This is a genomic window from Thermoplasmataceae archaeon (genome assembly GCA_038729425.1).
Taxonomy (GTDB): Archaea; Thermoplasmatota; Thermoplasmata; order Thermoplasmatales; family Thermoplasmataceae; genus B-DKE.
Genome location: JAVYSB010000002.1, coordinates 55,460 through 77,648, shown reverse-complemented (window position 1 = coordinate 77,648; position 22,189 = coordinate 55,460). Strand labels below are relative to the sequence as shown.

27 protein-coding genes are annotated in these 22,189 nt (G+C 44.3%); 18 read left to right on the top strand and 9 right to left on the bottom strand.

From position 1 onward, the window contains the following. The first annotated feature begins 27 nt into the window (after nt 1-27). The 13 genes from QW597_02175 (at nt 28) to QW597_02115 (ending at nt 10,909) form a co-directional block, all read left to right on the top strand. Entirely contained in the window at nt 28-765 is a 738-nt protein-coding gene (locus tag QW597_02175) for an isopentenyl phosphate kinase (GenBank protein ID MEM0155395.1), read from the top strand. Then, nucleotides 762-1,814, top strand: a complete 1,053-nt coding sequence (fni, locus tag QW597_02170; protein ID MEM0155394.1) for a type 2 isopentenyl-diphosphate Delta-isomerase — start codon at nt 762-764, stop codon at nt 1,812-1,814. The genes QW597_02175 and fni overlap by 4 nt, the downstream gene beginning before the upstream one ends. Next, entirely contained in the window at nt 1,804-2,364 is a 561-nt protein-coding gene (locus tag QW597_02165; protein ID MEM0155393.1) for a ZPR1 zinc finger domain-containing protein, read from the top strand. Before fni ends, QW597_02165 begins: the two co-directional genes overlap by 11 nt. 105 nt (nt 2,365-2,469) lie before the next feature. After that, nucleotides 2,470-2,697: an ATPase gene (locus QW597_02160; protein ID MEM0155392.1), complete on the top strand. Its 228-nt coding sequence runs from the start codon at nt 2,470-2,472 to the stop codon at nt 2,695-2,697. Nucleotides 2,698-2,707: 10 nt separating this feature from the next. Beyond that, nucleotides 2,708-3,271: a hypothetical protein gene (locus QW597_02155; protein MEM0155391.1), complete on the top strand. Its 564-nt coding sequence runs from the start codon at nt 2,708-2,710 to the stop codon at nt 3,269-3,271. Nucleotides 3,272-3,276: 5 nt separating this feature from the next. Then, the gene (locus QW597_02150; GenBank protein MEM0155390.1) at nt 3,277-4,341 is read left to right on the top strand and encodes a V-type ATPase subunit; all 1,065 of its coding nucleotides are present in this window, start codon (nt 3,277-3,279) and stop codon (nt 4,339-4,341) included. Between the two features lie 4 nt (nt 4,342-4,345). After that, complete coding sequence (locus QW597_02145) at nt 4,346-4,681, top strand: V-type ATP synthase subunit F (protein ID MEM0155389.1); 336 nt, start codon at nt 4,346-4,348, stop codon at nt 4,679-4,681. After that, entirely contained in the window at nt 4,674-6,440 is a 1,767-nt protein-coding gene (locus tag QW597_02140; GenBank protein ID MEM0155388.1) for a V-type ATP synthase subunit A, read from the top strand. The genes QW597_02145 and QW597_02140 overlap by 8 nt, the downstream gene beginning before the upstream one ends. 1 nt (nt 6,441) lies before the next feature. After that, nucleotides 6,442-7,839, top strand: a complete 1,398-nt coding sequence (locus tag QW597_02135) for a V-type ATP synthase subunit B (protein MEM0155387.1) — start codon at nt 6,442-6,444, stop codon at nt 7,837-7,839. Next, nucleotides 7,802-8,467 (top strand): V-type ATP synthase subunit D, encoded by a 666-nt coding sequence (locus QW597_02130; GenBank protein MEM0155386.1) that lies wholly within the window; start codon nt 7,802-7,804, stop codon nt 8,465-8,467. Before QW597_02135 ends, QW597_02130 begins: the two co-directional genes overlap by 38 nt. After that, a complete protein-coding gene (locus tag QW597_02125; protein MEM0155385.1) occupies nt 8,464-8,631 on the top strand; it encodes a hypothetical protein in 168 nt (55 codons plus the stop codon). Before QW597_02130 ends, QW597_02125 begins: the two co-directional genes overlap by 4 nt. Nucleotides 8,632-8,635: 4 nt before the next feature. Beyond that, the gene (locus tag QW597_02120; GenBank protein MEM0155384.1) at nt 8,636-8,968 is read left to right on the top strand and encodes a hypothetical protein; all 333 of its coding nucleotides are present in this window, start codon (nt 8,636-8,638) and stop codon (nt 8,966-8,968) included. Between the two features lie 24 nt (nt 8,969-8,992). After that, nucleotides 8,993-10,909, top strand: coding sequence for a V-type ATP synthase subunit I (locus QW597_02115; GenBank protein ID MEM0155383.1), 1,917 nt, complete (start codon nt 8,993-8,995; stop codon nt 10,907-10,909). A 9-nt stretch (nt 10,910-10,918) separates the two neighbouring features. Here the strand turns inward: QW597_02115 and QW597_02110 are convergent, their stop codons facing one another. Continuing rightward, nucleotides 10,919-11,575 (bottom strand): hypothetical protein, encoded by a 657-nt coding sequence (locus QW597_02110; protein MEM0155382.1) that lies wholly within the window; start codon nt 11,573-11,575, stop codon nt 10,919-10,921. 109 nt (nt 11,576-11,684) lie between these two features. On the opposite strand from QW597_02110, the gene QW597_02105 reads away from it, so the two are divergent. Continuing rightward, nucleotides 11,685-12,077, top strand: coding sequence for a hypothetical protein (locus QW597_02105; GenBank protein MEM0155381.1), 393 nt, complete (start codon nt 11,685-11,687; stop codon nt 12,075-12,077). A 37-nt stretch (nt 12,078-12,114) separates the two neighbouring features. On the opposite strand, the gene QW597_02100 is transcribed toward QW597_02105, so the two are convergent. Further along, complete coding sequence (locus QW597_02100; GenBank protein MEM0155380.1) at nt 12,115-13,065, bottom strand: NAD-dependent epimerase/dehydratase family protein; 951 nt, start codon at nt 13,063-13,065, stop codon at nt 12,115-12,117. 119 nt (nt 13,066-13,184) lie between these two features. Here QW597_02100 and QW597_02095 point away from each other — a divergent pair, with 119 nt between their 5' ends. Beyond that, entirely contained in the window at nt 13,185-13,613 is a 429-nt protein-coding gene (locus tag QW597_02095; GenBank protein ID MEM0155379.1) for a bis(5'-nucleosyl)-tetraphosphatase, read from the top strand. A 133-nt stretch (nt 13,614-13,746) separates the two neighbouring features. Further along, nucleotides 13,747-15,564 (top strand): MFS transporter, encoded by a 1,818-nt coding sequence (locus QW597_02090; protein MEM0155378.1) that lies wholly within the window; start codon nt 13,747-13,749, stop codon nt 15,562-15,564. Nucleotides 15,565-15,628: 64 nt separating this feature from the next. On the opposite strand, the gene QW597_02085 is transcribed toward QW597_02090, so the two are convergent. Further along, nucleotides 15,629-16,558 carry an NAD-dependent epimerase/dehydratase family protein gene (locus tag QW597_02085; protein ID MEM0155377.1) on the bottom strand — a complete coding sequence of 310 codons (930 nt, stop codon included), beginning with the start codon at nt 16,556-16,558 and terminating at the stop codon, nt 15,629-15,631. A 188-nt stretch (nt 16,559-16,746) separates the two neighbouring features. On the opposite strand from QW597_02085, the gene QW597_02080 reads away from it, so the two are divergent. Further along, nucleotides 16,747-16,869, top strand: a complete 123-nt coding sequence (locus QW597_02080; protein MEM0155376.1) for a hypothetical protein — start codon at nt 16,747-16,749, stop codon at nt 16,867-16,869. Between the two features lie 23 nt (nt 16,870-16,892). Here the strand turns inward: QW597_02080 and rpl12p are convergent, their stop codons facing one another. Genes rpl12p through QW597_02060 form a run of 4 tightly spaced genes read right to left on the bottom strand, consistent with a single transcriptional unit; the run spans nt 16,893 to nt 19,337 of the window. Beyond that, nucleotides 16,893-17,210, bottom strand: a complete 318-nt coding sequence (gene rpl12p, locus QW597_02075) for a 50S ribosomal protein P1 (GenBank protein ID MEM0155375.1) — start codon at nt 17,208-17,210, stop codon at nt 16,893-16,895. Between the two features lie 12 nt (nt 17,211-17,222). Continuing rightward, nucleotides 17,223-18,173: a 50S ribosomal protein L10 gene (locus QW597_02070; GenBank protein ID MEM0155374.1), complete on the bottom strand. Its 951-nt coding sequence runs from the start codon at nt 18,171-18,173 to the stop codon at nt 17,223-17,225. After that, nucleotides 18,170-18,823 carry a 50S ribosomal protein L1 gene (locus QW597_02065; GenBank protein ID MEM0155373.1) on the bottom strand — a complete coding sequence of 218 codons (654 nt, stop codon included), beginning with the start codon at nt 18,821-18,823 and terminating at the stop codon, nt 18,170-18,172. The genes QW597_02070 and QW597_02065 overlap by 4 nt, the downstream gene beginning before the upstream one ends. A 37-nt stretch (nt 18,824-18,860) precedes the next feature. Further along, nucleotides 18,861-19,337 (bottom strand): 50S ribosomal protein L11, encoded by a 477-nt coding sequence (locus tag QW597_02060; GenBank protein MEM0155372.1) that lies wholly within the window; start codon nt 19,335-19,337, stop codon nt 18,861-18,863. A 208-nt stretch (nt 19,338-19,545) separates the two neighbouring features. Between QW597_02060 and QW597_02055 the strand changes: the two genes are divergently transcribed. Further along, complete coding sequence (locus QW597_02055; protein ID MEM0155371.1) at nt 19,546-20,199, top strand: 2-phosphosulfolactate phosphatase; 654 nt, start codon at nt 19,546-19,548, stop codon at nt 20,197-20,199. Here QW597_02055 and QW597_02050 read toward each other — a convergent pair. Then, nucleotides 20,186-20,863 (bottom strand): 6-hydroxymethylpterin diphosphokinase MptE-like protein, encoded by a 678-nt coding sequence (locus tag QW597_02050; protein ID MEM0155370.1) that lies wholly within the window; start codon nt 20,861-20,863, stop codon nt 20,186-20,188. The genes QW597_02055 and QW597_02050 overlap by 14 nt on opposite strands. Before the next feature lie 73 nt (nt 20,864-20,936). After that, complete coding sequence (locus tag QW597_02045) at nt 20,937-22,091, bottom strand: DUF373 family protein (protein MEM0155369.1); 1,155 nt, start codon at nt 22,089-22,091, stop codon at nt 20,937-20,939. Between the last annotated feature and the right edge of the window lie 98 nt (nt 22,092-22,189).

Here is a 22,189-nt window from a genome sequence, read left to right as displayed (position 1 = left end):
CGAAACCGCTTAGCCTAATGGCTGCGAATGACTGTCATAGTTAAACTGGGCGGGTCTCTTATAACTGACAAAGGCAGGTACAGGACTTTCAGAAGGGCAGAAACAGAGGCAGTGATATCTAATCTTTTAAGTTTCAGAGAAGAGATTGTCCTCGTTCATGGAGGGGGATCCTTCGGCCATATAAAGGCAAAGGAGTATGGTATTCCAGGTCAAATCAACGAGAAAAGCAAAAAAGGTTTTTCAGTAATACATCATGACATGCTTTCGCTGAATCAGGAGGTCTCAGGGTTGTTTATTGACCGGGGGTTTCTTCCGGTTTCGGTTCCACCAGCAAATTTCCTATTCAAGAGATCGAAAGCTCTTTCCTCCTTCAGAAACTACATGGATAGGGGATTCATGCCGGTCACATTTGGAGACGTTTACGTAAAGAATGAAAGGGAATTTGGTATTTACTCCGGTGATACGCTGGTTCTTGACCTTGCGCGAATTTTCCTCCCTGACAGGGTTATTTTTATAAGTGATGTTGACGGCATCTACGACAAAAACCCAAAGATCTTCCCAGAGGCAAAACTACTTGATAACCCTGAAGATGGCGCAAGCTTTCAGTTCTCAGTGCCTGACGTGACTGGAGGCATACAGAACAAATTCGCAGTTATGAAGAAAGTCAGAAAGTACTCGAAATCAGTTTATCTCATTAACGGACTGAAACCGGAGAGACTCCTTGATCTGGATTCACAGAGATTTATCGGAACAGTGATAAGATGATTGAGAATAGAAAAGAGGAGCATGTAAGAATAGCTCAGAAAGAAATGGTAGTTTCCGAATACAATTACTGGGATGATATAAAATTGATGCATCAGGCGATACCGGACGTGGATTTTGGGTCCATCGACACATCCGTTAATTTTCTGGGTAAACCCTTGAAAAACCCTTTCATAATATCATCAATGACTGGGGGAACCGGGCTTGCAAAGAGAATAAATGGAAATCTGGCTGCGGCTGCCGAGCATTTTGGGATTGGAATGGGAGTAGGAAGCATGAGGGCAGCTGTCGAAAAAAAGGAATTAGCGGATACATATTCTGTGATTAATGATTACAAGATCCCTTTCAAGATAGCGAATATTGGGGCTCCCCAGCTTATAGACCAGAAGAAGCCAGCATTCAGTGATTCCGATATCGAGTACTGCTTCAACCTAATTGGGGCCGATTTTCTCGTAGTTCACTTTAATTTCCTCCAGGAAATGGTTCAACCAGAGGGGGATAGGAGAGCTGAAGGCATAATCAAAAGACTTTCAGAAATAGCCTCCAGTTACCCTGTTATAGCCAAAGAAACTGGAAACGGGTTTTCCAGAGAAGCGGCAACCCAGCTTAAGGATGCTGGAGTAAAGGCAATTGACGTTGGTGGTTTAGGAGGGACATCGTTCGCTGCAATCGAATATTACAGAGCAGCGAACACAAACGACAGAGAGAAAATGCATTCGGGTAAAACCTTCTGGAATTGGGGGATACCTTCACCTGCTTCGATCAAATATTGCAACGTTGGCCTTCCTATTATTGGCAGCGGAGGGTTGAGAAACGGGCTTGACCTAGCAAGATCCATAGTAATCGGGGCCTCGATTGGTGGTTTCGCCAGAAGTTTCCTGAATAATGCCGATGCGTCCTTCGATGCCCTGAAATCACAGATTGAAGAGATTATTGCAGATCTTAAGACAACGATGTTCCTCACAGCTTCCAGAAATGTAGAAAATCTAAGGAAAGCGAAATATTTTGTCACGGAACCCCTGAAGGAATGGTTTAGTGCTTATGTCAAATGAATGGGATAATCAGTCCCCTCCTCAGGAGATCGAGACAAACGTACCATGTCCTGTGTGTGGCGCTAACCTGTACTTCATTGTATACGAGACGGAGATACCCTACGAAGGAAACATAATCATACAGACAAGCATGTGCAAGAGATGCTTTTATAAGGACACGTCAATCCAAAGGATCGATGAGCTGTCGCCGGTGAAAATTAATTTCACCATAGCAAGTGAAAATGACCTAAACGTGGTAATTTACAGGTCACCGAAGGCAAGAATATCCATATCTGAGATAGGAGTGGAAATTGAACCTGGAAGTTCATCCAGTGGAGACATAACGACTGTAGAGGGACTTCTGATGTCTGTGAGGGACCAGATGATATTCATATCGGATGACCTCAATGACGAGAAGAAGTTCAATGAAATACTGGAGAGGCTAAATTCAGCACTCAACGGTAGTGGACCTTCGCTGACACTTTCATTGATAGATGAATCTGGGATAAGCAGGATTGCAAGCCACAAGGCGAAAGTGACACCATTTGATCCAGGCCGTGCTAATGTGTGATTATCGTAAAGATAGGCTCGATTATCGGAAATAAAAACCATTTCCGCATTAAAATTTTCGTACTCAGTTTTAAATAACCTACGTCGATATTCTGACGGTATCTTCATGGTAACTATTGAACAAGCATATCTAGCCATAGCCGCTTCAATATCAATAGCGGGTGGTCTGATAGGCACAGGAATGGCACAGCAAGGTATTGGAGCTGCAGGCATGGGAATAATTGCAGAAAAACCTGAGAAATTTGGACAGGTGCTCTTTTTCTTCATTATACCGGAGACCTTGTGGATCATAGGCGTAGCTTTTGGAATAATTCTGCTTCTGGGCATCCTTTGAACTGATCCTTATGCCGATAGACCAGATCAAGAACGGTATAGTTGAAAGAGGAGACCAAGAACTCGCTGCTCTCAGGAATTCATACGAGGAGAAAATTTCCTCCCTCGCCGTAACCTTGGAAAAGCAGATGAAAGAGTTTGTTCAGAAACAGACCAGACTCATAGAGGAGGAATCAAAATACAAAACAAAATCGATTCTTGATGCTGCGAACCTAGAAGCGAAACGGATTCTTAATGCAAAATTTGCAGAACTTCTGGATAATGGTCTTTCACAGATGGCTGAACAGATTGAGTCGATCAAAGAATTGCCCGTCTACGTTGAGATTCTAAACAAAATGGTGTCCACTGCAATTAAAATGCTTGGGAAAGATTGCAGGATATTCGTGATGAAGGCAGATATTTCGAGGATCAACGATAAGGACAGATTGAGTATTGAGGAGAGTGACCTTGACGGAAATGGCGGTATCCGTGCCCAGAGCAGGGACGGCAAAATTGAGCTGGATCTAACGCTGAGCGCATTGTTCAATCGCATCAGGGAAAACCTGATTCAGGAAATATATGAACGGATAAGGTGATTCCTATGAACACGGTGTATTCTGGAAGCTATGGAAAACTCAAGGTCAACATGACAGATTTTCTTCCCCAGGATTTCTTCTATAAGATTCTGGAGATGAATACTCTTGAGGAAGTCTCTCTAGCACTCTCCAGCACTTCTTACAAGGAAGATATTGATGCACTTTCTCCATCATATAGGAATCCCGAGTTACTAGAGATGGCAATCAACAGGCATCTCGTAAAAAAAAACAGGCTGGCTCTTTCATCGCCACCCTCAATGGCAATAGAACTTCTGAAGACCTATTTTTCCAAATGGGATATAGAGAATATAAAATCAGTCATTTCTAGCAAGTTGCTCGATTACAAGCTCAAGGAAAATGAGACTTTTCTTATGAGCTTTAGAGATATGCCGCTTGGGATATTCAGTGGAAACCTCACACATGAAGATTTCATCAACATAATGAATCTTGGAAATGTAAGGGAGATTCTTAACTATCTTACTAGATTCGGATATGGAACCTATCTGCTGCAGTTTGTGGATGACCAAGAAGGAAGCGGAAAAATTTCGCCTCTCTTCTCTGCACTGGACGATTATTATTACTCCAGACTGATCTCTCAGCTCAAGTTTATGAATGGCGATGAAGGCCCCATATTCAGATACATTTTCAGTGACATTGACAGGAGGAATCTTATGCTCACCCTGAAATCGAGTCTTATGGGAGTACAGTTTGATATCATGAAGAATGATATAATTGCTGGAGGCTTCATCCCCGCTGATAAGTATAGAGAATTCTTCGACAGTTCTTCCATTGAAGAAATGGTGACGAAGATAAAATCCTATTATGATCTTGAAGAACCCCTAGAATCTTACAGGAAGAATGGATCAATGAATACATTTGACATTTATCTCAAGAAAATGAATTACAAAAGATACATGCCCATACTCAGGACGCAAGCAATGTCCCTTGGTTCAATATTTGCATTCATAATGACTGCCGAAAAGGAGAGAGAAAACCTGAGGGCAATAATCATGGGTAAGGCATATTCACTGAGTAACGACAGAATAAGAGAAATACTGACGGTGGGGTAATAACATGACTGGCAATTTGACTAAACCGCAATCTGGGACCGTTGCGATCATTGGCGAACGCGAAGTGGCCCTGGGTTTCAGGCTTATAGGTCTCGACAACACTTTCATAGCCAATGGGCAGGCAGGGGTAACAAAATTCCTGGAACTCCTGAGATCGGGGAACTTTTCTCTTATCATGGTATCTGAAAAGCTCAAGCCTCTCATGGACAGAAAAACACTTGACCGGATTGAAACTGGAACTGATCCTCTTGTAGTGTTTATACCCGTGCCTGGAGAGGTCGAGGAAGAATCAGTGGAGGCACTAGCGAAAAGGGTTTTGGGAGTGGATATAAATGGATAACAATGCAGGTAAAATACTGAGGGTCTCGGGTCCTGTTGTGACAGCCGAGAACGTAAAGAATGCTAAGATGTACGATGTAGTCAGAGTCGGAGCAATGGGACTCGTCGGTGAGATCATAAGGATAAGGGGGAATAAATCCACAATTCAGGTGTATGAAGATACGAGCGGAATCAGACCTGGTGAGGAAGTTGAAAACACTGAAAAACCGCTATCTGTCAAACTTGGTCCTGGACTGCTCACGTCCATTTACGATGGTATACAAAGACCCCTTAATCTTCTTAAAACAGCGAGCGGGGACTTCATAATGAGAGGCCTGACTGCCCCACCAATAGACGGAGAAAAGATGTGGGACTTTGTGGCTACTGCTAAGGAGGGTTCTGCAGTTTCGCAAGGTGATATTGTAGGTTATGTGCAGGAGACTGACCTCATAAGACACAGCATAATGGTTCCGTTTGGGGCAAGCGGTAAGCTGTCCGGGATAAAATCCGGCAAATTCAATGTGAACCAGAAAATCGCGATAGTTGAATCGGAAAAGGGAAGGTCTGAGATTCATCTTTCTCAGGACTGGCCTGTAAGGGTTGCAAGATCTGTAAGCAGAAAGCTGCCACCGGTTATTCCACTGATCACCGGACAGAGAGTGATCGATTCACTTTTCCCGGTAGCAAAAGGCGGAACTGTTGCTGTTCCGGGACCGTTTGGGTCGGGTAAGACTGTGGTTCAGCACCAGCTCTCAAAGTGGGCTGACAGTGATATAGTAGTCTATGTTGGCTGCGGCGAAAGAGGTAACGAGATGACGGAGATTCTTACGACATTCCCGGAGTTGCAGGACCCTAAAAGTGGTAAACCCCTGATGCAGCGTACAGTCCTCATAGCAAACACCTCAAATATGCCAGTAGCAGCAAGAGAAGCGAGTATTTACACGGGAATTACCATAGCTGAGTACTACAGGGACATGGGATACGATGTGGCACTCATGGCAGACAGCACCTCAAGATGGGCCGAAGCTCTTAGAGAAATTTCTGGGAGGCTCGAAGAAATGCCAGGGGAAGAAGGCTATCCTGCCTACCTCGGAAGGAGACTGTCTGAGTTCTATGAAAGATCAGGAAACGCAGAAGTAGTTTCCAGTGAACGTAGAAAGGGTTCAATCACAATCGTTGGTGCTGTATCTCCGCCGGGTGGGGATACGTCAGAGCCAGTTTCACAGAATACCCTCAGGGTGACAAGGGTGTTCTGGGCACTTGACGCCTCTCTCGCTTCCAGGAGACACTTCCCGTCAATAAACTGGCTGAACAGCTATTCACTGTATCAGCAGGACCTTGCACCGTGGTACAGCAGCAATGTTTCAAAGGACTGGGGGCATCTGTACAGTGAAACCATGGGAATACTGCAAAAGGAGGCTGAACTGCAGGAGGTTGTCCAGCTGGTCGGCTATGATGCGCTGCCGGAAAAGGAAAAGTCTGTGCTTGACATAGCCAAGATGATAAGAGAAGATTTCCTCCAACAAAGCGCATTTGATGAAATTGACACGTACTGCTCATTGCAGAAACAGTACATGATGCTCAGTTCCATCATTCACATGAGTAAATTGCAAAACGAAGCTCTTGAGAAGGGAATAACGATGACGATGCTCCAGAGCATTCCCTCCAGGGAGAAGATATCGAGGATGAAGGAAGCAAAAGAAGACACTGTCAAAAAGTACTATGAGGATTTGATACTTGACATGGACCAGCAAGTTGCTGGACTAGCGGGAGGTCATTAGTTTGCCGGAATTAAGTTATAAATCTATTTCAGAGATAAGCGGGCCACTTCTCTTTGTGGAACAAGTTCCTAACGCTGCCTATAATGAATTGGTTGAAATTACCCTTCCAAATGGAGAGACGAGAACTGGACAGGTCCTAGACACTAGATCAGGCCTTGCAATCGTACAGATATTTGGACAGACTGCAGGTCTTGACGTAAAGCGTACCAGTGTCAGATTCCTTGGGCAGACTGCGAGAGTATCAGTTTCCGACGACATGCTTGGGAGAATATTCAACGGACTGGCCCAGCCCATTGATCAGGGACCACCGATAATGAGCAAAGATAAGGTTGAGATCGTTGGAAATGCAATCAACCCCGTCTCAAGGGAGGAACCTTCAGAGTTCATAGAAACCGGGATTTCCACCATAGACGGAATGAACACACTGGTTAGGGGGCAGAAACTGCCAATATTTTCGGGGTCAGGTCTCCCACACAATCTCATTGCCGCACAGATCGCTAGACAGGCGAAGGTGCTGGGTAAGGACGAAAACTTCGCAGTCATTTTTGGAGCAATGGGTATTACAAGCGAAGAAGCTAACTTCTTCATAAACGAATTCAGGAGCACCGGCGCAATTTCAAGGTCTGTTCTTTTCATGAATCTCTCTTCTGATCCATCAATGGAAAGGATCATACTTCCAAGAATGGCTCTGTCCACTGCGGAATATCTTGCTTACGAGAACGATATGCACATACTGGTGATACTTTCTGATATGACAAATTACTGCGAGGCACTGAGAGAAATATCATCGGCGAGGGAAGAAGTACCCGGCAGAAGAGGATTCCCGGGGTACATGTACACAGATCTGAGCACAATATATGAAAGGGCTGGAAAGATAATATCCAGGAAGGGTTCCATAACCCAGATCCCTATCCTGACCATGCCTGGTGATGACATAACAAATCCGATACCGGATCTTACCGGTTATATTACGGAAGGACAGATTGTTCTTTCTAGAGATCTCCAGAGGAAGGGAATTTATCCGCCTGTAGACGTGTTACCTTCGCTATCAAGGCTGATGAACCAGGGCATTGGCAAGGGCAGGACAAGGGAAGACCATCGTGGGGTGGCTGATCAGCTTTATTCGGCTTATGCAAACGGGAAGGACCTCAGGTCACTCAGTGCCATCGTTGGTGAAGAGGCTCTAGGATCCGGTGATAAGCTTTACCTGAAATTTGCAGATCTTTTTGAAAAGGAATTTGTAAATCAGGGTAGAATGGAGGACCGATCCATTGAAAGGACACTCAACATAGGCTGGGAAATACTCTCGAAGCTTCCAAGAAACGACATGAAGAGATTGAAAACTGAATACCTTTCCAAGTATGGAAAATGGAAAGAGGAAGAAAATGCAGTCTCCTGATGTAAGACCCACAAGGATAGAACTCATTCGGATTAACAAGAGAATTAAACTGGCAGCCAGGGGACTCGATCTGCTTAAGATGAAGAGATCTGCGCTGGTCATGGAATTCTTTACCATCGTCAGGCAGGTGAGAGGAATGCGCGAAAACCTGAGAAACGACGTGGCCGATGCAATTGACCTGTTCAAAGTTGCAGAAATCATCGACGGGACTATGAACGTAGAGAGAGTGGCGAATATGTCTGCTGATTCGACGGTGAATGTCGCAACGAAGAACGTTATGGGTGTTAGAGTGCCGGAGGTTGGTATAAACTATTCAACAAGCGTGCTCACTGACAGATACAGAGCGGTAGCTGTACCCACGGCGATTAACGATGCAATTATCAGGTTTGAGAAGATCTTCAGGCTTATTATAGAGATAGCGGAGAAAGAGAATTCCATGAGAAAACTCCTCTACGAAATAGATAAAACCAAGCGAAGATCCAATGCCATTGAAAATATACTCATACCAAATCTTAAAGAGTCGGCAACTTACATAAAGATGAGACTGAGTGAGATTGAACGTGATACATTTACAACACTTAAGATGATAAAAAAGAAGATGGAAAGTGCTAGTGAGAGCGCACAATGAAGACTTACGAAAAGTACGTGAAGAAGTTCGATTACAGGACTCTGCCCGATGAATCTAAGGATGCCATTAAAAAATTCACGAGAGCAAAGCTGAAGATTAGGGCAGTGACCCTGTGTGCCGGAATAGTCTCCGTTGCCGCAGTCTGGCTACTGGTGATAAATTAACGGGGTGAAGAACACGACTGATGATCTGGAATACCTAAAGGAAATCAAGGAAGCGGAAGATAGGATAGATAATGAAATCAAATCGCTAAAAGTTGATCAGGAGAAAAAACTCTCTGACATGCAGTTAAAATTTGAAGACGAAATGCAGAGCAGGAAGAGGGAGTTTGAGAAACTCTATGCCAACACTATGGAAAAAGTCTCCGCGGAAGCTGCCAAACAGGCAGAGTCCATAATCAAGGCTTCCCGCGAGAAAGCAGAGTCAATGCGCCTTGATCTTCCCAAGAGCGAGATCAGAGAGATCGTTATTCGCCTAATAACGGAATATCTGGAAGGATAAGAAATGGTATTGAAACCTGAGCGAATGACCAAGATTCGAATCATCTGTTCAAACAGCAAGAAAAGTGCAGTCATCTCAGCGCTCCATGATGCTGAAGTGATGCAAATTGAGCCTGTTAGCCAGGACCTCTCGCAATATCTGTCACAATCTTCTCAGAACGGCATGGCCAGAGACATAAACGAACAGCTTCAGAGGATGAGAGGATTTGAGTCAGTTCTCCCAAGCATCCGGGTTTCTAAGAAAGTGAGCATGCCCACACTGAATGACACCATCAGCCAGGCAAAGGATATCAGGATCGATGATGAAGTAAAGATGCTCAAGAACTCAGAGGAAGCACTTAGGGCTGACATCAGGGATATCGAAAATAGGCTGTCAGTGGTTAAGGTTCTGACGCACATTGAATATGACATGTCCATATTCAACAATAAATCGGTACAATCCTACTTAGTTTCCGGCATTGATGAAGGCGCTATTGCTTCCGTAAAGGAAAGAATACCCGGGACCATTTCTGTTCAGATTAACGATGAGTATCATTTAATTTCTGTATCCTCACAAAAGGTACAGGAATTCGCAAAGGTCTCCAACGAGCTTTCACTCCATGTTTCTCATATTCCTGAAGTGACTGGAAAGCCTGAGGAGTATTACGAAAGTCTCAACAAACTTATGCAGGAAAAACAGAATTCAATAAGCGAGATAAGATCTTCACTTGGTGAACTGGCAAGGGAATATGGGGAGAAAATACTTCAGCTTAGAGAGGCTCTTGAAATAGAGGGAAAGAAGGCAGATCTTGCCGATCACCTCCTGGAAAACGCAGATGTATTCGCCATTGAAGGATGGATACCTGCTTCTCAAGCTGACAGAATTGAGAAGAATATAAGCTCGATATCAGATGGAAAGTACATCCTGTCAAAGGTGGACACAAAGGAAGAACCGCCGACTTTGATGAATAATCCGAAACACACGAGACTTTTCGAGTTCTTCATTAAATTTTATTCTCTTCCTCAGGGAACAGAGTTTGATCCTACGGTTGTCTTTGCAATAGTCTTCCCGTTCTTTTTTGGGCTTATGGTAGGAGACTGGGGTTATGGTCTGGTAATCCTTCTGATGTCTCTCTGGATTATCCACCGGCTGGATCATCCGGTCAAGCATAGTAGAATCCCTAAGGTGCTTTCGAACTTTGTCTTCATGATAATGAAGCCGGGGTCACTCAAAGTAGTCGCTAGGGCTCTGATCCCTGGGTCTCTGGTAGGAATAGGCGCCGGAATTGTGTTCAATTCATTTTTCGGGTTCAATCTTCTCCCGTTCACACTCTATAACCCAATGAATAATATAGGGAAACTTCTGCTTTTCTCTGGATACATTGGAATTGCAATGGTAACCTTTGGCCTTTTACTTGGAATCATGGATGAGAATGCACGCGGCCATAGGAGAGGTGTCGTCGGCAAAATTGGCTGGTTATTTATCACGTGGGGAATCAGCATCACCGGGCTGATGCTTATTTATCACAGTTTCAACTTCAACAATATTTTCGGACTGCCAACAATTGCCCTTGCCGTCCTGTTTGCAGGCATCGCTCTCGTTGGAGCTACAGAAAAGAGCCAGGGTTTGATGGAGCTACCGTCCATAATAAGCCATGTCCTTTCATACTTGAGGATTATTGGTATCCTGCTCGCATCCATCATACTTTCAACCGTGATCGACCTGATATTTCACAAGGGACTAGTAAAATCCCCTGTGTTCGCAGTAATAGGAATAATAATTCTGGTGGTTGGCCAGATATTCAACCTAGCGATCGCGGTGTTTGAACCTGGCATCCAGGGAGCAAGGTTGCTATTCGTAGAATTCTTCTCCAAATTCTACAAGGGAAACGGGAAACCATTCAGACCCTTTTCTTCAAGGAGGAAGTATACAATTCCAGATCATAACTTAAAAGAGGAATGACCAATTCACTCAACTTTCGTCAGGAACAATAGAAACGAAGGGGTTTAGGCAGAATGGATTGAACAGCAAGTCCGTTCTGAATTTTATTATCTTTTTTGCACAGACTTTCATCTTCCATCCAGACTCCTCTTTCATTCTTCTGAGATTCTGTCTTACCAAAATCTCGAAATCACGGAATGTGGTTTCACATCCAGAGATCGAAGTCGATACAATGAATGAAAACTTCCTCTTTCTGGACAGTTTTGTGGTGTAGCTGCGGATTCTGACCGAGAACTTAAGGGTGCTTTCTTTCAGAGGCTTAGGAAAGTTGACAAGTAATGAAAGGAACGATTCAGAATGAAATTCCCTGACTCTGGAATTCCAGCCCCTGTTCACAAGAACCAGCGTTTGGGCATCATGGATTGCTGCCGGCTCCTCATTGATGAATTCGCAGGGGTACAGCTTCCTGAAAAATTCCCTTAAATTAGAAAGGTCCTGCGACGTTGTGCTGGAAATGAAATATCTGATGCTTTCCTTGTTGGCCATAACTAAAAACTCGTTCTCCGCATCAGTTGATGGAATCAGGAGATATGCCCTGTCCCTGTAAAGAAGCAGATCGGTTTTGACATTCTCCTGCACCGTCAGGGCTATTTCGTTGTACCTTCTCGGCGTACCATTTGCGATCATTGCCCAGGTATCGGTTTGGAATTATTGATTTTTGCCGAATGGATTTGTGACCATGGCCTGCAAAATTCCAGAGCGAAAGAATTTTATTCTAGCACAGAGATAAGGATAAGTGACCGACCCATTCTTGACCTTAGCTGGCATAGCTAGTGCAATCCTTACCGTTATCTTTTCATGGATTATTGCTTCAGCAGCGATATGGATAGCTACGGATGCCATATCTAGGAAAATCTCCTTTAAGAGGGCTTCATACATCTCATTTGTTGCAGTTATCGTGTTTGTCATCCTGCTCTTCGTTTTCAGCTTTATCAGCCCCCTGCTTGGTCTTGTCATAGGTTTCCTTGGAGTCCTGTACATTATAAAGAATGACCTTCATATAGGATGGTTCAAAGCCTTCGTAATAGCGGTCATTGCATTTATCATCTTCGTGATTCTCACATTTATAATATCAACAATATTTGGAATCGCTGCATTTCTCACCTTCAGCGCTTTTATCGCGCTCTGAGCCATTACCGGACCCGTACAACAAACCCTTCACTTATTTATGGGTTCTGATCCAGGGTCTCCTGTATGGCCTGGGCGACTGACCCATCGCTGTCAAATTTATTTTTCCATCCTGTAGACATCAGTTTTTCGACCCCTAACTGCGCAACCTTAACGTCTCCCTTCCACCCGCGACCGTCTATTCCGCCTGTGAAGTTGTATTTAACATTGTGAAGGCGCATTTTCTCCACTACAGTGTCCGCTATCTTCCTGACAGATGTAGTCCCCGGGTTTCCAAGGTTATAGATGTCCGTCTTCCTGCTTCTTTCGTGCACATAAACCATTGAAGATACACAGTCGCTCACATGGAGATAAGATTTTCTTTGCGTGCCGTCGCCGAGTATTTCAAGGTTGACAGGATCTTTCCTAAGTTTCCTGATAAAATCGAATATTACACCGTGTGTAGAGTTACGCCCAACAATATTCGCGAAGCGGAATATTGTTCCCCTTATCCCATAATAGTGGGAATAGGCTGTAATAAAACCTTCACCCGAAACCTTGGACGCCCCGTATGTGGAAATAGGCATGTATGGACCATAATCCTCTGGTGTGGGCATAATGGTAGCCTCACCATATACCGCGGAACTTGAAGAGAAAAGTATCTCCGGGATATCAGTTTTCCTCATCCATTCAAGCAGATTAAACGTGGCAAGGACGTTGTTCGTGTAATCTGGAAGTGGTGAGATTGAACCTCCCCTAACGTCCGAGTTCGCTGCCAGGTGAATGACCATGTCGGCATGTTTGATAGAGTCCATTGATTCTGTGAAGGCAAGGTCCCCTCTTACGAACTTGAAATTCCTGTGCCCCATGAACCTTAAGATATAACGATCGTCCACGTTGGACATGTTGTCGACAACGGTAACGCGGTTCTTCTCTAGAAGAAGTTCAACCATGTTTGAACCGATGAAGCCTGCGCCGCCCGTCACGATTATGTCTTTGCCGTCAAACATAAACTGGAAAGTTTGTCGCTCTATATAAAATATCTAAGGGGTTTCACGGGCCTTGTGAAATGCTTAGCTTTCTTCTACAGGATTCGGTAAATTGAAGCCCGAGTAAATGTTAAGGACACATGGACCAGGAAACAAGCAGCGGTATGGTAGTTTGCCGAAAAACCGGAAATATTATGAAATTTCTTCTTCTAGATAGGAGAGAGGGTTTCCTGGACTTTCCCAAAGGGCACATCGAGGCTGGGGAAAGCGATAAACAAGCGGCCGAAAGAGAAGTCCGAGAGGAGACTGGCCTCGATCTTCAGCCCGTGGACGGCTTTCGTTACGTTCAGGACTACTGGTATACGAGAAATAGAAATAGGATACACAAGACTGTTATAATGTTCCTCGCAATAGCGCCGCCCGATGCTGCTGTCATCATATCACATGAGCACACTGGTTACAGGTGGCTTACTGCAGAAGAATGCAAAAAGCAGCTCTCCTATGATAATCAGAAAATATTACTCAATGCGGTCCTTGAGAAACTCAGCGGGTTAAAAGACCCTGTCTAACACCGGATACCTAGTTTCAGGTAATTCGTTCAATTCCTGGTGAAGCCTCTCAAAAATGCCCAATTACCTGAGACCTTCAAAAATTTACTCCTAAACTATTTATCCCAATATTTAATGACGGAAAAGTCTAAAAATGGTACAATACAAGTGGATAGCACTATCTAACACCACCCTTGGTGTCTTGATGGCTACTATCAATGCTACAATAGTTATGATCTCCCTGCCCGCCATATTCAATGGGATAGATATCAACCCGCTGGCTCCGGGGTCATTTGCCTATCTCCTCTGGATTCTAATGGGTTACATGATTATCACTGCCGTCCTTCTTGTGACATTCGGACGACTTTCGGATATCTTTGGGAGGACGAAGCTCTACACCATGGGTTTCATAATATTCACCATAGGATCTATTTTGCTGTCTATAACCCCGAACAAAGGTAATCTTGGCGCAATGGAGCTGATTGCATTCAGGCTTATCCAGGGTGCGGGGGCAGCTTTCCTGTTCTCAAACAGCACAGCAATATTAACCGACGCTTTCTCATATAGCGAAAGGGGGAAAGCTATTGGAATTAACATGATTGCTGGAATGGCCGGATCTCTCATAGGTCTTATCCTTGGAGGAATACTTTCTGTGCTCAACTGGAGATACGTCTTCCTGGTTAGCGTGCCTGTTGGAATTTTTGGCAGCATCTGGTCTGTTCTGAAACTCAGAGATAATTCTGTTCGTCATAAGGACCAGAAACTGGATTATATAGGAACCTTTCTGCTTGGTGGTGGCCTGACCATATTCCTAGTAGGGATCACCTATGGCCTGATACCCTATGGAAGCAGCAATATGGGATGGATGAGCCCGTTTGTTATCGTCACGCTTGTCATAGGCGCAGCGTTGATCGTAGCTTTCCCATTTGCAGAAAGTCACATAGAGCAACCAATGTTTGACGTGAGTCTTTTCAAAAATAGAGCATTTGCTTTTGGGAACTATTCCGCACTACTCGGGATGATTGGCTACGGCGGTGCAATGTTCATGTTGATTATCCTGCTTCAGGGGATCTGGCTTCCGTTGCATGGCTATTCATATTCGTCCGTACCTTTCTGGGCCGGTGTCTACATGATACCAATGATGGTTGGGTTCCTGGTTATGGGACCAATAGGTGGGGCCCTTACTGATAGATTTGGTGCAAGGGTGTTGGCAACACTTGGCATGATCTTGGTTGCATTCTCTTTCCTCGTTTTATCAACATTCGCGTATAACTTCAATTATGTCCCCTTTGCAATTACAATATTCTTCCTTGGAATGGGAAATGGCCTATTTGCGGCTCCGAACTCAACTGCTGTTATGAATTCACTTCCTGCCCAGCAGAGAGGCGCTGGGTCTGGTATGAGAGCTACCATGCAAAACACTGGTCAGACAGCGAGCATGGGAATATTCTTTACAATAATCATAGTTTCAATGGCTTCCGGATTTGGAAGCGCTTTTTCAAATGCAATGTCAGGGATTACCGGCCTTACATCCCAACAGGCTGCTTCTCTTGCCCAAGGTTTCGCCCTAACGCCTCCAACATCAGCCCTGTTTTCAGCATTTCTGGGCTATGATCCTGTCAGGACACTAATAATGCAGCTCGCCCCGTATCTGCCAGTTGCTAATTCTATCTATCTTAGCATAGGCACGCATTCTGGATCATTTTACCAGGCATGGCTGGCCATCGACGGTCCAACCTGGTTCCCAACTGCAATTGCGCCATCTGTGATGAATGCCCTTCGTGAAGCATTTTATTTCGGAGCGATAATGGCAGGATTGGCTGCTCTGTTTTCTGCATTCAGGGGAAAGACATTCATCTATGAACTCAACGAACATTCACCCGAGATGAAGACCGAGGAAAAAACAAATAAAATCCAGTCTGAGACTCCAGCAGAATTATCCCCAGGGCTATTCGGCGGAAACATAAAATGAGCGGAGATCAGCCTAACAGTTTTGATTAGTGTACCGCAGAAAGATACTTGGTGTATTCGCCGCCTCATCTTTTCCCAAATATCCATTTCATATGTTCTGTTGAATTTCCAGTCTGTCCATTGTTTTCAATGACCTTCTTCACCTCCGAATCCAACCACTCATTTGTTGGAGTGAAATTGAAGCCCTCGGATTCCGCTTTTTTTGTCGACAATACCAGTTCCTCATCCCTGTAATATGGAGTGCTGCTATCCATGCCAGGATCTATGGAAATTTGTGGTTCTATTCCCAGTGACTTTCCTATTTCCGACAGGAGAGATTCTGCGCTTATCGAGTCTGGAGATGCTGCATTGTATGATCCGCTTTTCCTGTTCGTTCCAAGCCAGAACAAAAACCTGCCTGCGTCTTCCACCCATACGTAGTTTCGGAGAACTCCTCTCTTTCTGATATTGAAACGTTTTCTGTCCCTAATTCGAAAAACCTCCTTCTGGAACCTGGTTGTGCTGTCATCATATCCTATAACGTTTGGAAACCTTGCTGCAGAGACGGGAAATGTGGCATTCTGGAAAAGGTATGCCTCAGCATTCCTCTTGCCTTCATTATAACCCAGCGCCGAAGCCGGCTCATTTCTTATGTGAAGTGCCATGGGATCGAAATCTGATTCCCGCACGGTTCCACGCTTATCAGCATACACGGCAGCGCTGGAAACAAAAACGTAACTGCCGATACGTTTGTGAAAAAAGTCAACCATCAACTTCATATCGTTCGGGCAGAAACCTATCTGGTCAAATACAATGTCGAAATAAGGAGGTGACGATAATTTCTCCTCGATGCTTGTTTCTTCGTACCTGTTAACAACCACAGTAGATACAGTATCTCCAAATGGATTCTGCGACTTCCCAGAAGTGGCAATCGTTACGTCCCAGTTTTCCCTAAGAAGATTTTCCACGAGTCGTCTACCTATAAAACCCGTTCCCCCAAAAACCAGTGCTTTCATCTTTCTCCTGGTAATAAGACAGAATCCCTATTTAGAAGTTACATAAATCTGGGAAGAACTGATTGCTACGAATTAATTTAGGTTATATGCAACTCGTCCACCTTGGAGAAACTGCAAGGTTTACGCATTGAAAAAAATTTGTGACCTAGTATCCCTGTCTTTTCTCAGGCTCCATGGAAAGAGCGTAGATGAGCAGGGATGAGAATATCCATATCAGAGATATAAGAGTCAAAATAAAGCTCGGAGTAATGGTAACCGAAAGAATAAATAAAATTGCGGGGAAAATGTATTTAATTACTCCCCAGAAATAGTCGGAGAATTCCATATCAGAAACTCATCCAAACAGTGAGCTGAGTCCAGCCATTGCATCTTCTTCGGAAGCTTCGCTTTTCTCTTCCTTCTTCTCCTCTTTCTTCTTCTCCTCTTTCTTTTCAGCGTGTTTCTCAGCAGCTGGAGCCGGAGCAGCTACCGTCGCGCTGGCTGCTGTCTTAAGCACATCTTCTATCTTGATTTCCTTTAGGCTCGATACGAGTGACTTGAGCCTTGTCTCGTCAGCTTTTACCCCCGCCCCACTGAGTACCTTTTTCAATTTCTCTTCGTCTATTTCCTGCCCTGCTGAGTGCAGCAGAAGCGCACCATATATATATTCCATATTTTCTTCACCTCATCCGAATAAGGATTCTAGCCCTGCAGACACATTTTCACTTGTATCTTCCTGGGTTTCTTCCTTTTTCTCTTCCTTTTTAGCTTCCTCTTGCTTCTTGTCTCCTTCCAGAGACTGGCTGATCGCTTTGGCTTCCTTAATGGCTTTCAGTATAAATAACTCTACGTTGCCTTCAGAAACATATCCTGCGTCCAGAGCAAGTTGCTCTGCATTTATGGTAGCTTTCACTATGAGATCTGGAATGATCTCCGGAATTAGATACCCCGCATCAATGGCTATTGTCTTTGCAGCACTGAATCCTCTAATTATGTCTGCAATTATGGCCTCTTCGGAGATGGATAGGACATCCTTGCTGTATACCAGGCCATGACTGTATGCGCTCTGTATCTCGAGTCCGACAGTGATTGGTTTTATATCCAGCAGCGCCAGTAGTTTTGCCTTCTCTTTTGATATAACTTCGCCCTTCTTTACAAAAAGGGTCTCCTTTTTAATTACGATCTTGCCTTTTTCTATGGCAGTGGTAAGACCGGCTTTCTGGAATTCGCTTATCATGGGTCCTGGTGGAAACTGGGTTTCCTTCGCTTCGATGACAATGTCATCCGGAGCAACCTCACCGCCTCTGGCGGCAGCTTTTTGCTTGGTCCTTTCCAGAACCTGGTAGAGTTTGGACGGCTGGAGGTCCGTCGTAATGATTGCTATTTGACCCTGCGCATATTTTTTGAAATCCTGAAGATTCTCGTCCTTGGACTGGTCAATTGCCTTTATGAGAAGTCTCTTTCTAACAACCTTCATTTTAAGATGTTCTGATAGATCGCGCCGGATTTTCTGAAGCTGGGCATTTCTTATCCCCTTTATGCTTGCGATGGCACTAATCTCATTACCTTCCATATCGCGAGCTAGAGAATTAACAAGGTCTACCTTCCACGACGCTGGGTGTCTCGCTGTACTCACTTAATATCACCTGCCTCTATTTTCACTGCTTTGCCCATGGTTGTCTTGACGTATAGCGAATCGATGTTGTTCATTCCCTTTTCAAGTTTACCGGTAATTCGTTTTATCACAGCGCTGATGTTTTCAGCCACGTCAGCTGGAGACATGTCACGGGTGCCTACAGGAACATGAAATGTTCTCTTATCCTTGCTTCTGGCCCTTACTGTTCTTTTCAACGATGTAATGAGTGCGTTCGGGTCCTGCCCAGGAGGCAAAGGTCTAGGTATTTTCCCCCTTGGGCCCAGAACCTGACCAAGTGACTTACCTATACCAGCCATCAGGTTTGATTCTGCAATAAAATAATCAACACTGTTGACGATCTTCTTAAAATCTTTTTTATTTTCCTGAAATTTCGAAATATCCTCAGCTCCAAAAAAGTAATCTGCTGAACCCTTTGCTTTGGACTTCATCTCTTCTGATCCGAAGATGGCGACCTTGATATCTTTTCCCCTTCCCTTGGGTAATGGGATTTCCTCATTAACCCTGTTCTTTGGATCTGAAAGATCCACTTCGCGCATATTAATGGCAAGCTCTATGCTTTCCTTAAACTTGCGCTCTTTTGCCGATTTAACGGCTTCCTCGACTATTTTAGACAATCCGTCAGTTGCCAATAAAATCACCAACCGTAGTAATACGAGATTAACTCTTCTACGGGTTTATCGCGATTTCTCCTTTGCTAATAAGTTTTTGGATTTCCATTGGATCCTTACCATCTACATTAACACCGAGGGAAACGCATGTGCCAAGAACTTCCATAACCGCTGCCTTCAAGTCATTTGCGAGCATGCCCTCCATCTTAGCTTTCGCAACATTTGTTATCTGCTGTAGGGTGGCATTTCCTGCAACTGCCTCTTTCCTCTTAGATGCACCTTTCTCAATGCCCATCTCCTTCTTGATGAGTGCTGAAGTCGGTGGGATTCCAACAGTTATTTCATATTTCTTGGTTGCTGGATCAATTACTGTTATCTTTATAGGAACTTGCATTCCTGCGAATGCCTTCGTTCTGTCATTGATTTCCTTTATTATCTGACCGAGATTTAATCCGAGTGGTCCAAGAGCCGGTCCAAGAGGTGGACCTGTTGTTGCCTTTCCGCCCTCCACCATTGTGCTTACTGACTGAGCCATAATTTATCCTCTGTTTGCCACGCCTTATAGCCAGACTGTTTTTTAACTTTGTGATTGCAGACAACCATTCCATTTTTGGACATGTAGCGTCTGAAGCAGAAAATCTATCCCATTTGTAATGAATCGAGAATTTGAAACCCAAGCATTCAGTCATGCATGACCTGCAAGGTTTATTTTATCTGAATGCCATAACTACTGTGAAGATTAATTGAAAGTAGATATCATCGAAGGCAGGAAAACTGAGAAATTTCCAGAGTCAACCAAGGTTCTTGTTGATATTTTCCGTTCCACTTCCACGATGCCAATCATGATAAGAAACGGGGCAAAGTACATTATTCCAACAAAAACAGTAAAGGAAGCCCGATCTATCAGAAGAGAGCACCCTGAATATATTCTTGCTGGGGAGCGTTTGGGAAAGAGGGTCCCACGCTTTGATTATGGTAATTCTCCGTACGAGGTATGGAGCAAGGACTTCACAGATAAGATCATAATCTTCACGAGCACAAACGGCACGAAAGTTCTGGAAAAAATAAAGGGTCGAGGTGAAATATATGTTGGGTCATTCATCAATATATCGGCCATCGTCTCCGCACTTTCGAATGAACAATATGTATCAATTGTGGTTTCCGGAAGACCAGATGGGATAGCTGATGAAGACCTTTTTTTCGCTGAACATCTTAGGGAGAGACTTCTTGGGAAAGAAAGCAGTGTTGAAGATTATATTTCAAAAGTTAAGGCTTCTAAAGGTGCAAGAAGGCTCAGACTCTTGGGGGCAAAAGAGGATATTGGGTATTCACTCAAGGCAGATTCGGTGGATTTTCCACTGATTTACCGCGACGGCAGGATATTCAGACCTGAATAATTTCTCCCTCTCTCCATACTTTTCCCCTTTCTGCGGCAAGTTCCTGAAGCAGACCCCTGGCGTAATTTAGTTTTTCTTTCTTCACACTGATCTTTGACCCCGGTTTGCTAACAGGATTATTAAAGTCGAATCCAACCAACTCTATGGACCTTGGCTGGATATGGTCGGCTAGGAACGCGGACCTGTCGCCATCGGTGAAACCACCAAAGTTATAAATGTTTCCAAATGGAACGTTCTGTGTCGTGCAGAGGATTTCCGTCCCAATTCTTGGGACTATATTTTCCAGCGCAACCATGTTGTCTCCATGGGCGTGTACCACAAGCATTGATCCTTCTTCTTCGCACTTGAGCAATAGGGGAGATTCCCCGTCAAGATCAGTGATTATGACATTTGGTATGCCGACCTTTAGGTAAAATACAGGAAGAGCAGAATCCGCAACAAACGGAACCTTTACACTGTACGTATCAAGAATTTCCTTAAGTTTTGGGCCGTTGCCGATCACGGAAATATCCTTGGAACGGAATAACCTAGAGAACTGGACATCCAGCAACTTCTGCTTTGCCAAACGGTCCAGGAGTATGGATGACTGGTAGTCCTTCTCCGGGTCATAACCAAAATGCCTGCAGATTTCTTGATACCAATGGAGCCACTCACTGTACTCCATATTTCAGATCACGTCCAGCGAATTTGTTATTGTGGTTTCACGGCGTTTAACCACAATGGACTGAAACGTTGAATTATCGCACCTGTTCATCAGCTACTCCCGGCGCTCTCGGGGTATGTCCAGCTGATTCCGCGGCAGAAAAATGCCTGTGTATGAGAGAAGCAAGTATGGCCAGAAGTACGCCAGCAATGATGATACCTATGTTGAATAACGCCCCGTCAAAACTAATAAAGGAAAAGATATACCTGACGTAATTTATAACGCCGTACGATATTAGAGCCACGGCAAATACGAAGAACGCTGCAGACCATGTCCTTGCTATGCCTCCTGTCCGTCCCAGAAACGACTGTATGACGATTCCCATTATTCTAGCGAATATGGCTGCGTATACCCACCACACCATTAAGGAGAAAAACAGCAGCACGACGTCCAGTATCGGATCTTTGATCGTTCTGACACTGGAATACGTAAATCCAAGCCCAGTAAGTATGATCAGTGCGGTAACCAGATAGGTAATGAAAGTTATCCTGGTATCGTTTGCATATTGCTGGGCGCTGCGTATGGCCCATCTAATCTTCTTACCTATTTCAAATCCACGCTCAACGAGATAAGCACCTAGCACAACGGTAACAACAGTTATTGCGCCCTGATTCGGATTCACGCTCAGCAGGCCAGATATAAAGGAGGAATATGATATAAAAGCTACCGTGGAAATACCATAGGCAAGAAGAACCAACCCTACTGGGATCAGCACCTTGCTCATCAGTTTCTTGTCTTTCAGCCCCTTTACAATATAATAATAAAGGGACTCGATGTTCTGGTTGTGCCGCACTATTATGTGTTTTACGTAACGGATCTTGGTTCTTGACGTGATGAGTGGGGTTATATAATCGTCTTCAGCGCCGTCGGACACAAGTATCACGTCGCCATATATCCTTGGATAAGAAAGAAGGATGTCAAGATCCCTCCCTAATTTCTCGTCTGACTTGCGCCCAACCTCAACATCACCGGTTATAAGTGCAATTTCAACGTCCATTCCCTCATTATGGAGATCGTCATAATGTTTTATTGCGCCAAAAAGAGCGTTGGCGTCAGAATCTTCCGGGTCCTGGAGGATAAGCTTTGAGGCAGCTCGAAAGCACTCCTGACGGCCGATAAGCGGACCCTCAACTCCAATTTTCTCACCGAAATCGTTGTCCCGGTCCACATTAAGTATCAGCGTTTTCATACAACCTGCAGCCTCAAGTTTTCAACACAATCTTTGTGCTCTTTTAAATACCGAATCCAGAAATATAAATTTATCTCACATTCACTTGATAGAATGCC

Coding starts and splice junctions, on each gene's coding strand:
- QW597_02175 (MEM0155395.1), top strand. CDS start 28: ATGACTGTCATAGTTAAACTGGGCGGGTCTCTTATAACTGACAAAGGC.
- fni (MEM0155394.1), top strand. CDS start 762: ATGATTGAGAATAGAAAAGAGGAGCATGTAAGAATAGCTCAGAAAGAA.
- QW597_02165 (MEM0155393.1), top strand. CDS start 1,804: ATGTCAAATGAATGGGATAATCAGTCCCCTCCTCAGGAGATCGAGACA.
- QW597_02160 (MEM0155392.1), top strand. CDS start 2,470: ATGGTAACTATTGAACAAGCATATCTAGCCATAGCCGCTTCAATATCA.
- QW597_02155 (MEM0155391.1), top strand. CDS start 2,708: ATGCCGATAGACCAGATCAAGAACGGTATAGTTGAAAGAGGAGACCAA.
- QW597_02150 (MEM0155390.1), top strand. CDS start 3,277: ATGAACACGGTGTATTCTGGAAGCTATGGAAAACTCAAGGTCAACATG.
- QW597_02145 (MEM0155389.1), top strand. CDS start 4,346: ATGACTGGCAATTTGACTAAACCGCAATCTGGGACCGTTGCGATCATT.
- QW597_02140 (MEM0155388.1), top strand. CDS start 4,674: ATGGATAACAATGCAGGTAAAATACTGAGGGTCTCGGGTCCTGTTGTG.
- QW597_02130 (MEM0155386.1), top strand. CDS start 7,802: ATGGAAAATGGAAAGAGGAAGAAAATGCAGTCTCCTGATGTAAGACCC.
- QW597_02125 (MEM0155385.1), top strand. CDS start 8,464: ATGAAGACTTACGAAAAGTACGTGAAGAAGTTCGATTACAGGACTCTG.
- QW597_02115 (MEM0155383.1), top strand. CDS start 8,993: ATGACCAAGATTCGAATCATCTGTTCAAACAGCAAGAAAAGTGCAGTC.
- QW597_02110 (MEM0155382.1), bottom strand. CDS start 11,575: ATGATCGCAAATGGTACGCCGAGAAGGTACAACGAAATAGCCCTGACG.
- QW597_02100 (MEM0155380.1), bottom strand. CDS start 13,065: ATGTTTGACGGCAAAGACATAATCGTGACGGGCGGCGCAGGCTTCATC.
- QW597_02095 (MEM0155379.1), top strand. CDS start 13,185: ATGGACCAGGAAACAAGCAGCGGTATGGTAGTTTGCCGAAAAACCGGA.
- QW597_02090 (MEM0155378.1), top strand. CDS start 13,747: ATGGTACAATACAAGTGGATAGCACTATCTAACACCACCCTTGGTGTC.
- QW597_02085 (MEM0155377.1), bottom strand. CDS start 16,558: ATGAAAGCACTGGTTTTTGGGGGAACGGGTTTTATAGGTAGACGACTC.
- QW597_02080 (MEM0155376.1), top strand. CDS start 16,747: ATGAGCAGGGATGAGAATATCCATATCAGAGATATAAGAGTCAAAATA.
- rpl12p (MEM0155375.1), bottom strand. CDS start 17,210: ATGGAATATATATATGGTGCGCTTCTGCTGCACTCAGCAGGGCAGGAA.
- QW597_02060 (MEM0155372.1), bottom strand. CDS start 19,337: ATGGCTCAGTCAGTAAGCACAATGGTGGAGGGCGGAAAGGCAACAACA.
- QW597_02050 (MEM0155370.1), bottom strand. CDS start 20,863: ATGGAGTACAGTGAGTGGCTCCATTGGTATCAAGAAATCTGCAGGCAT.
- QW597_02045 (MEM0155369.1), bottom strand. CDS start 22,091: ATGAAAACGCTGATACTTAATGTGGACCGGGACAACGATTTCGGTGAG.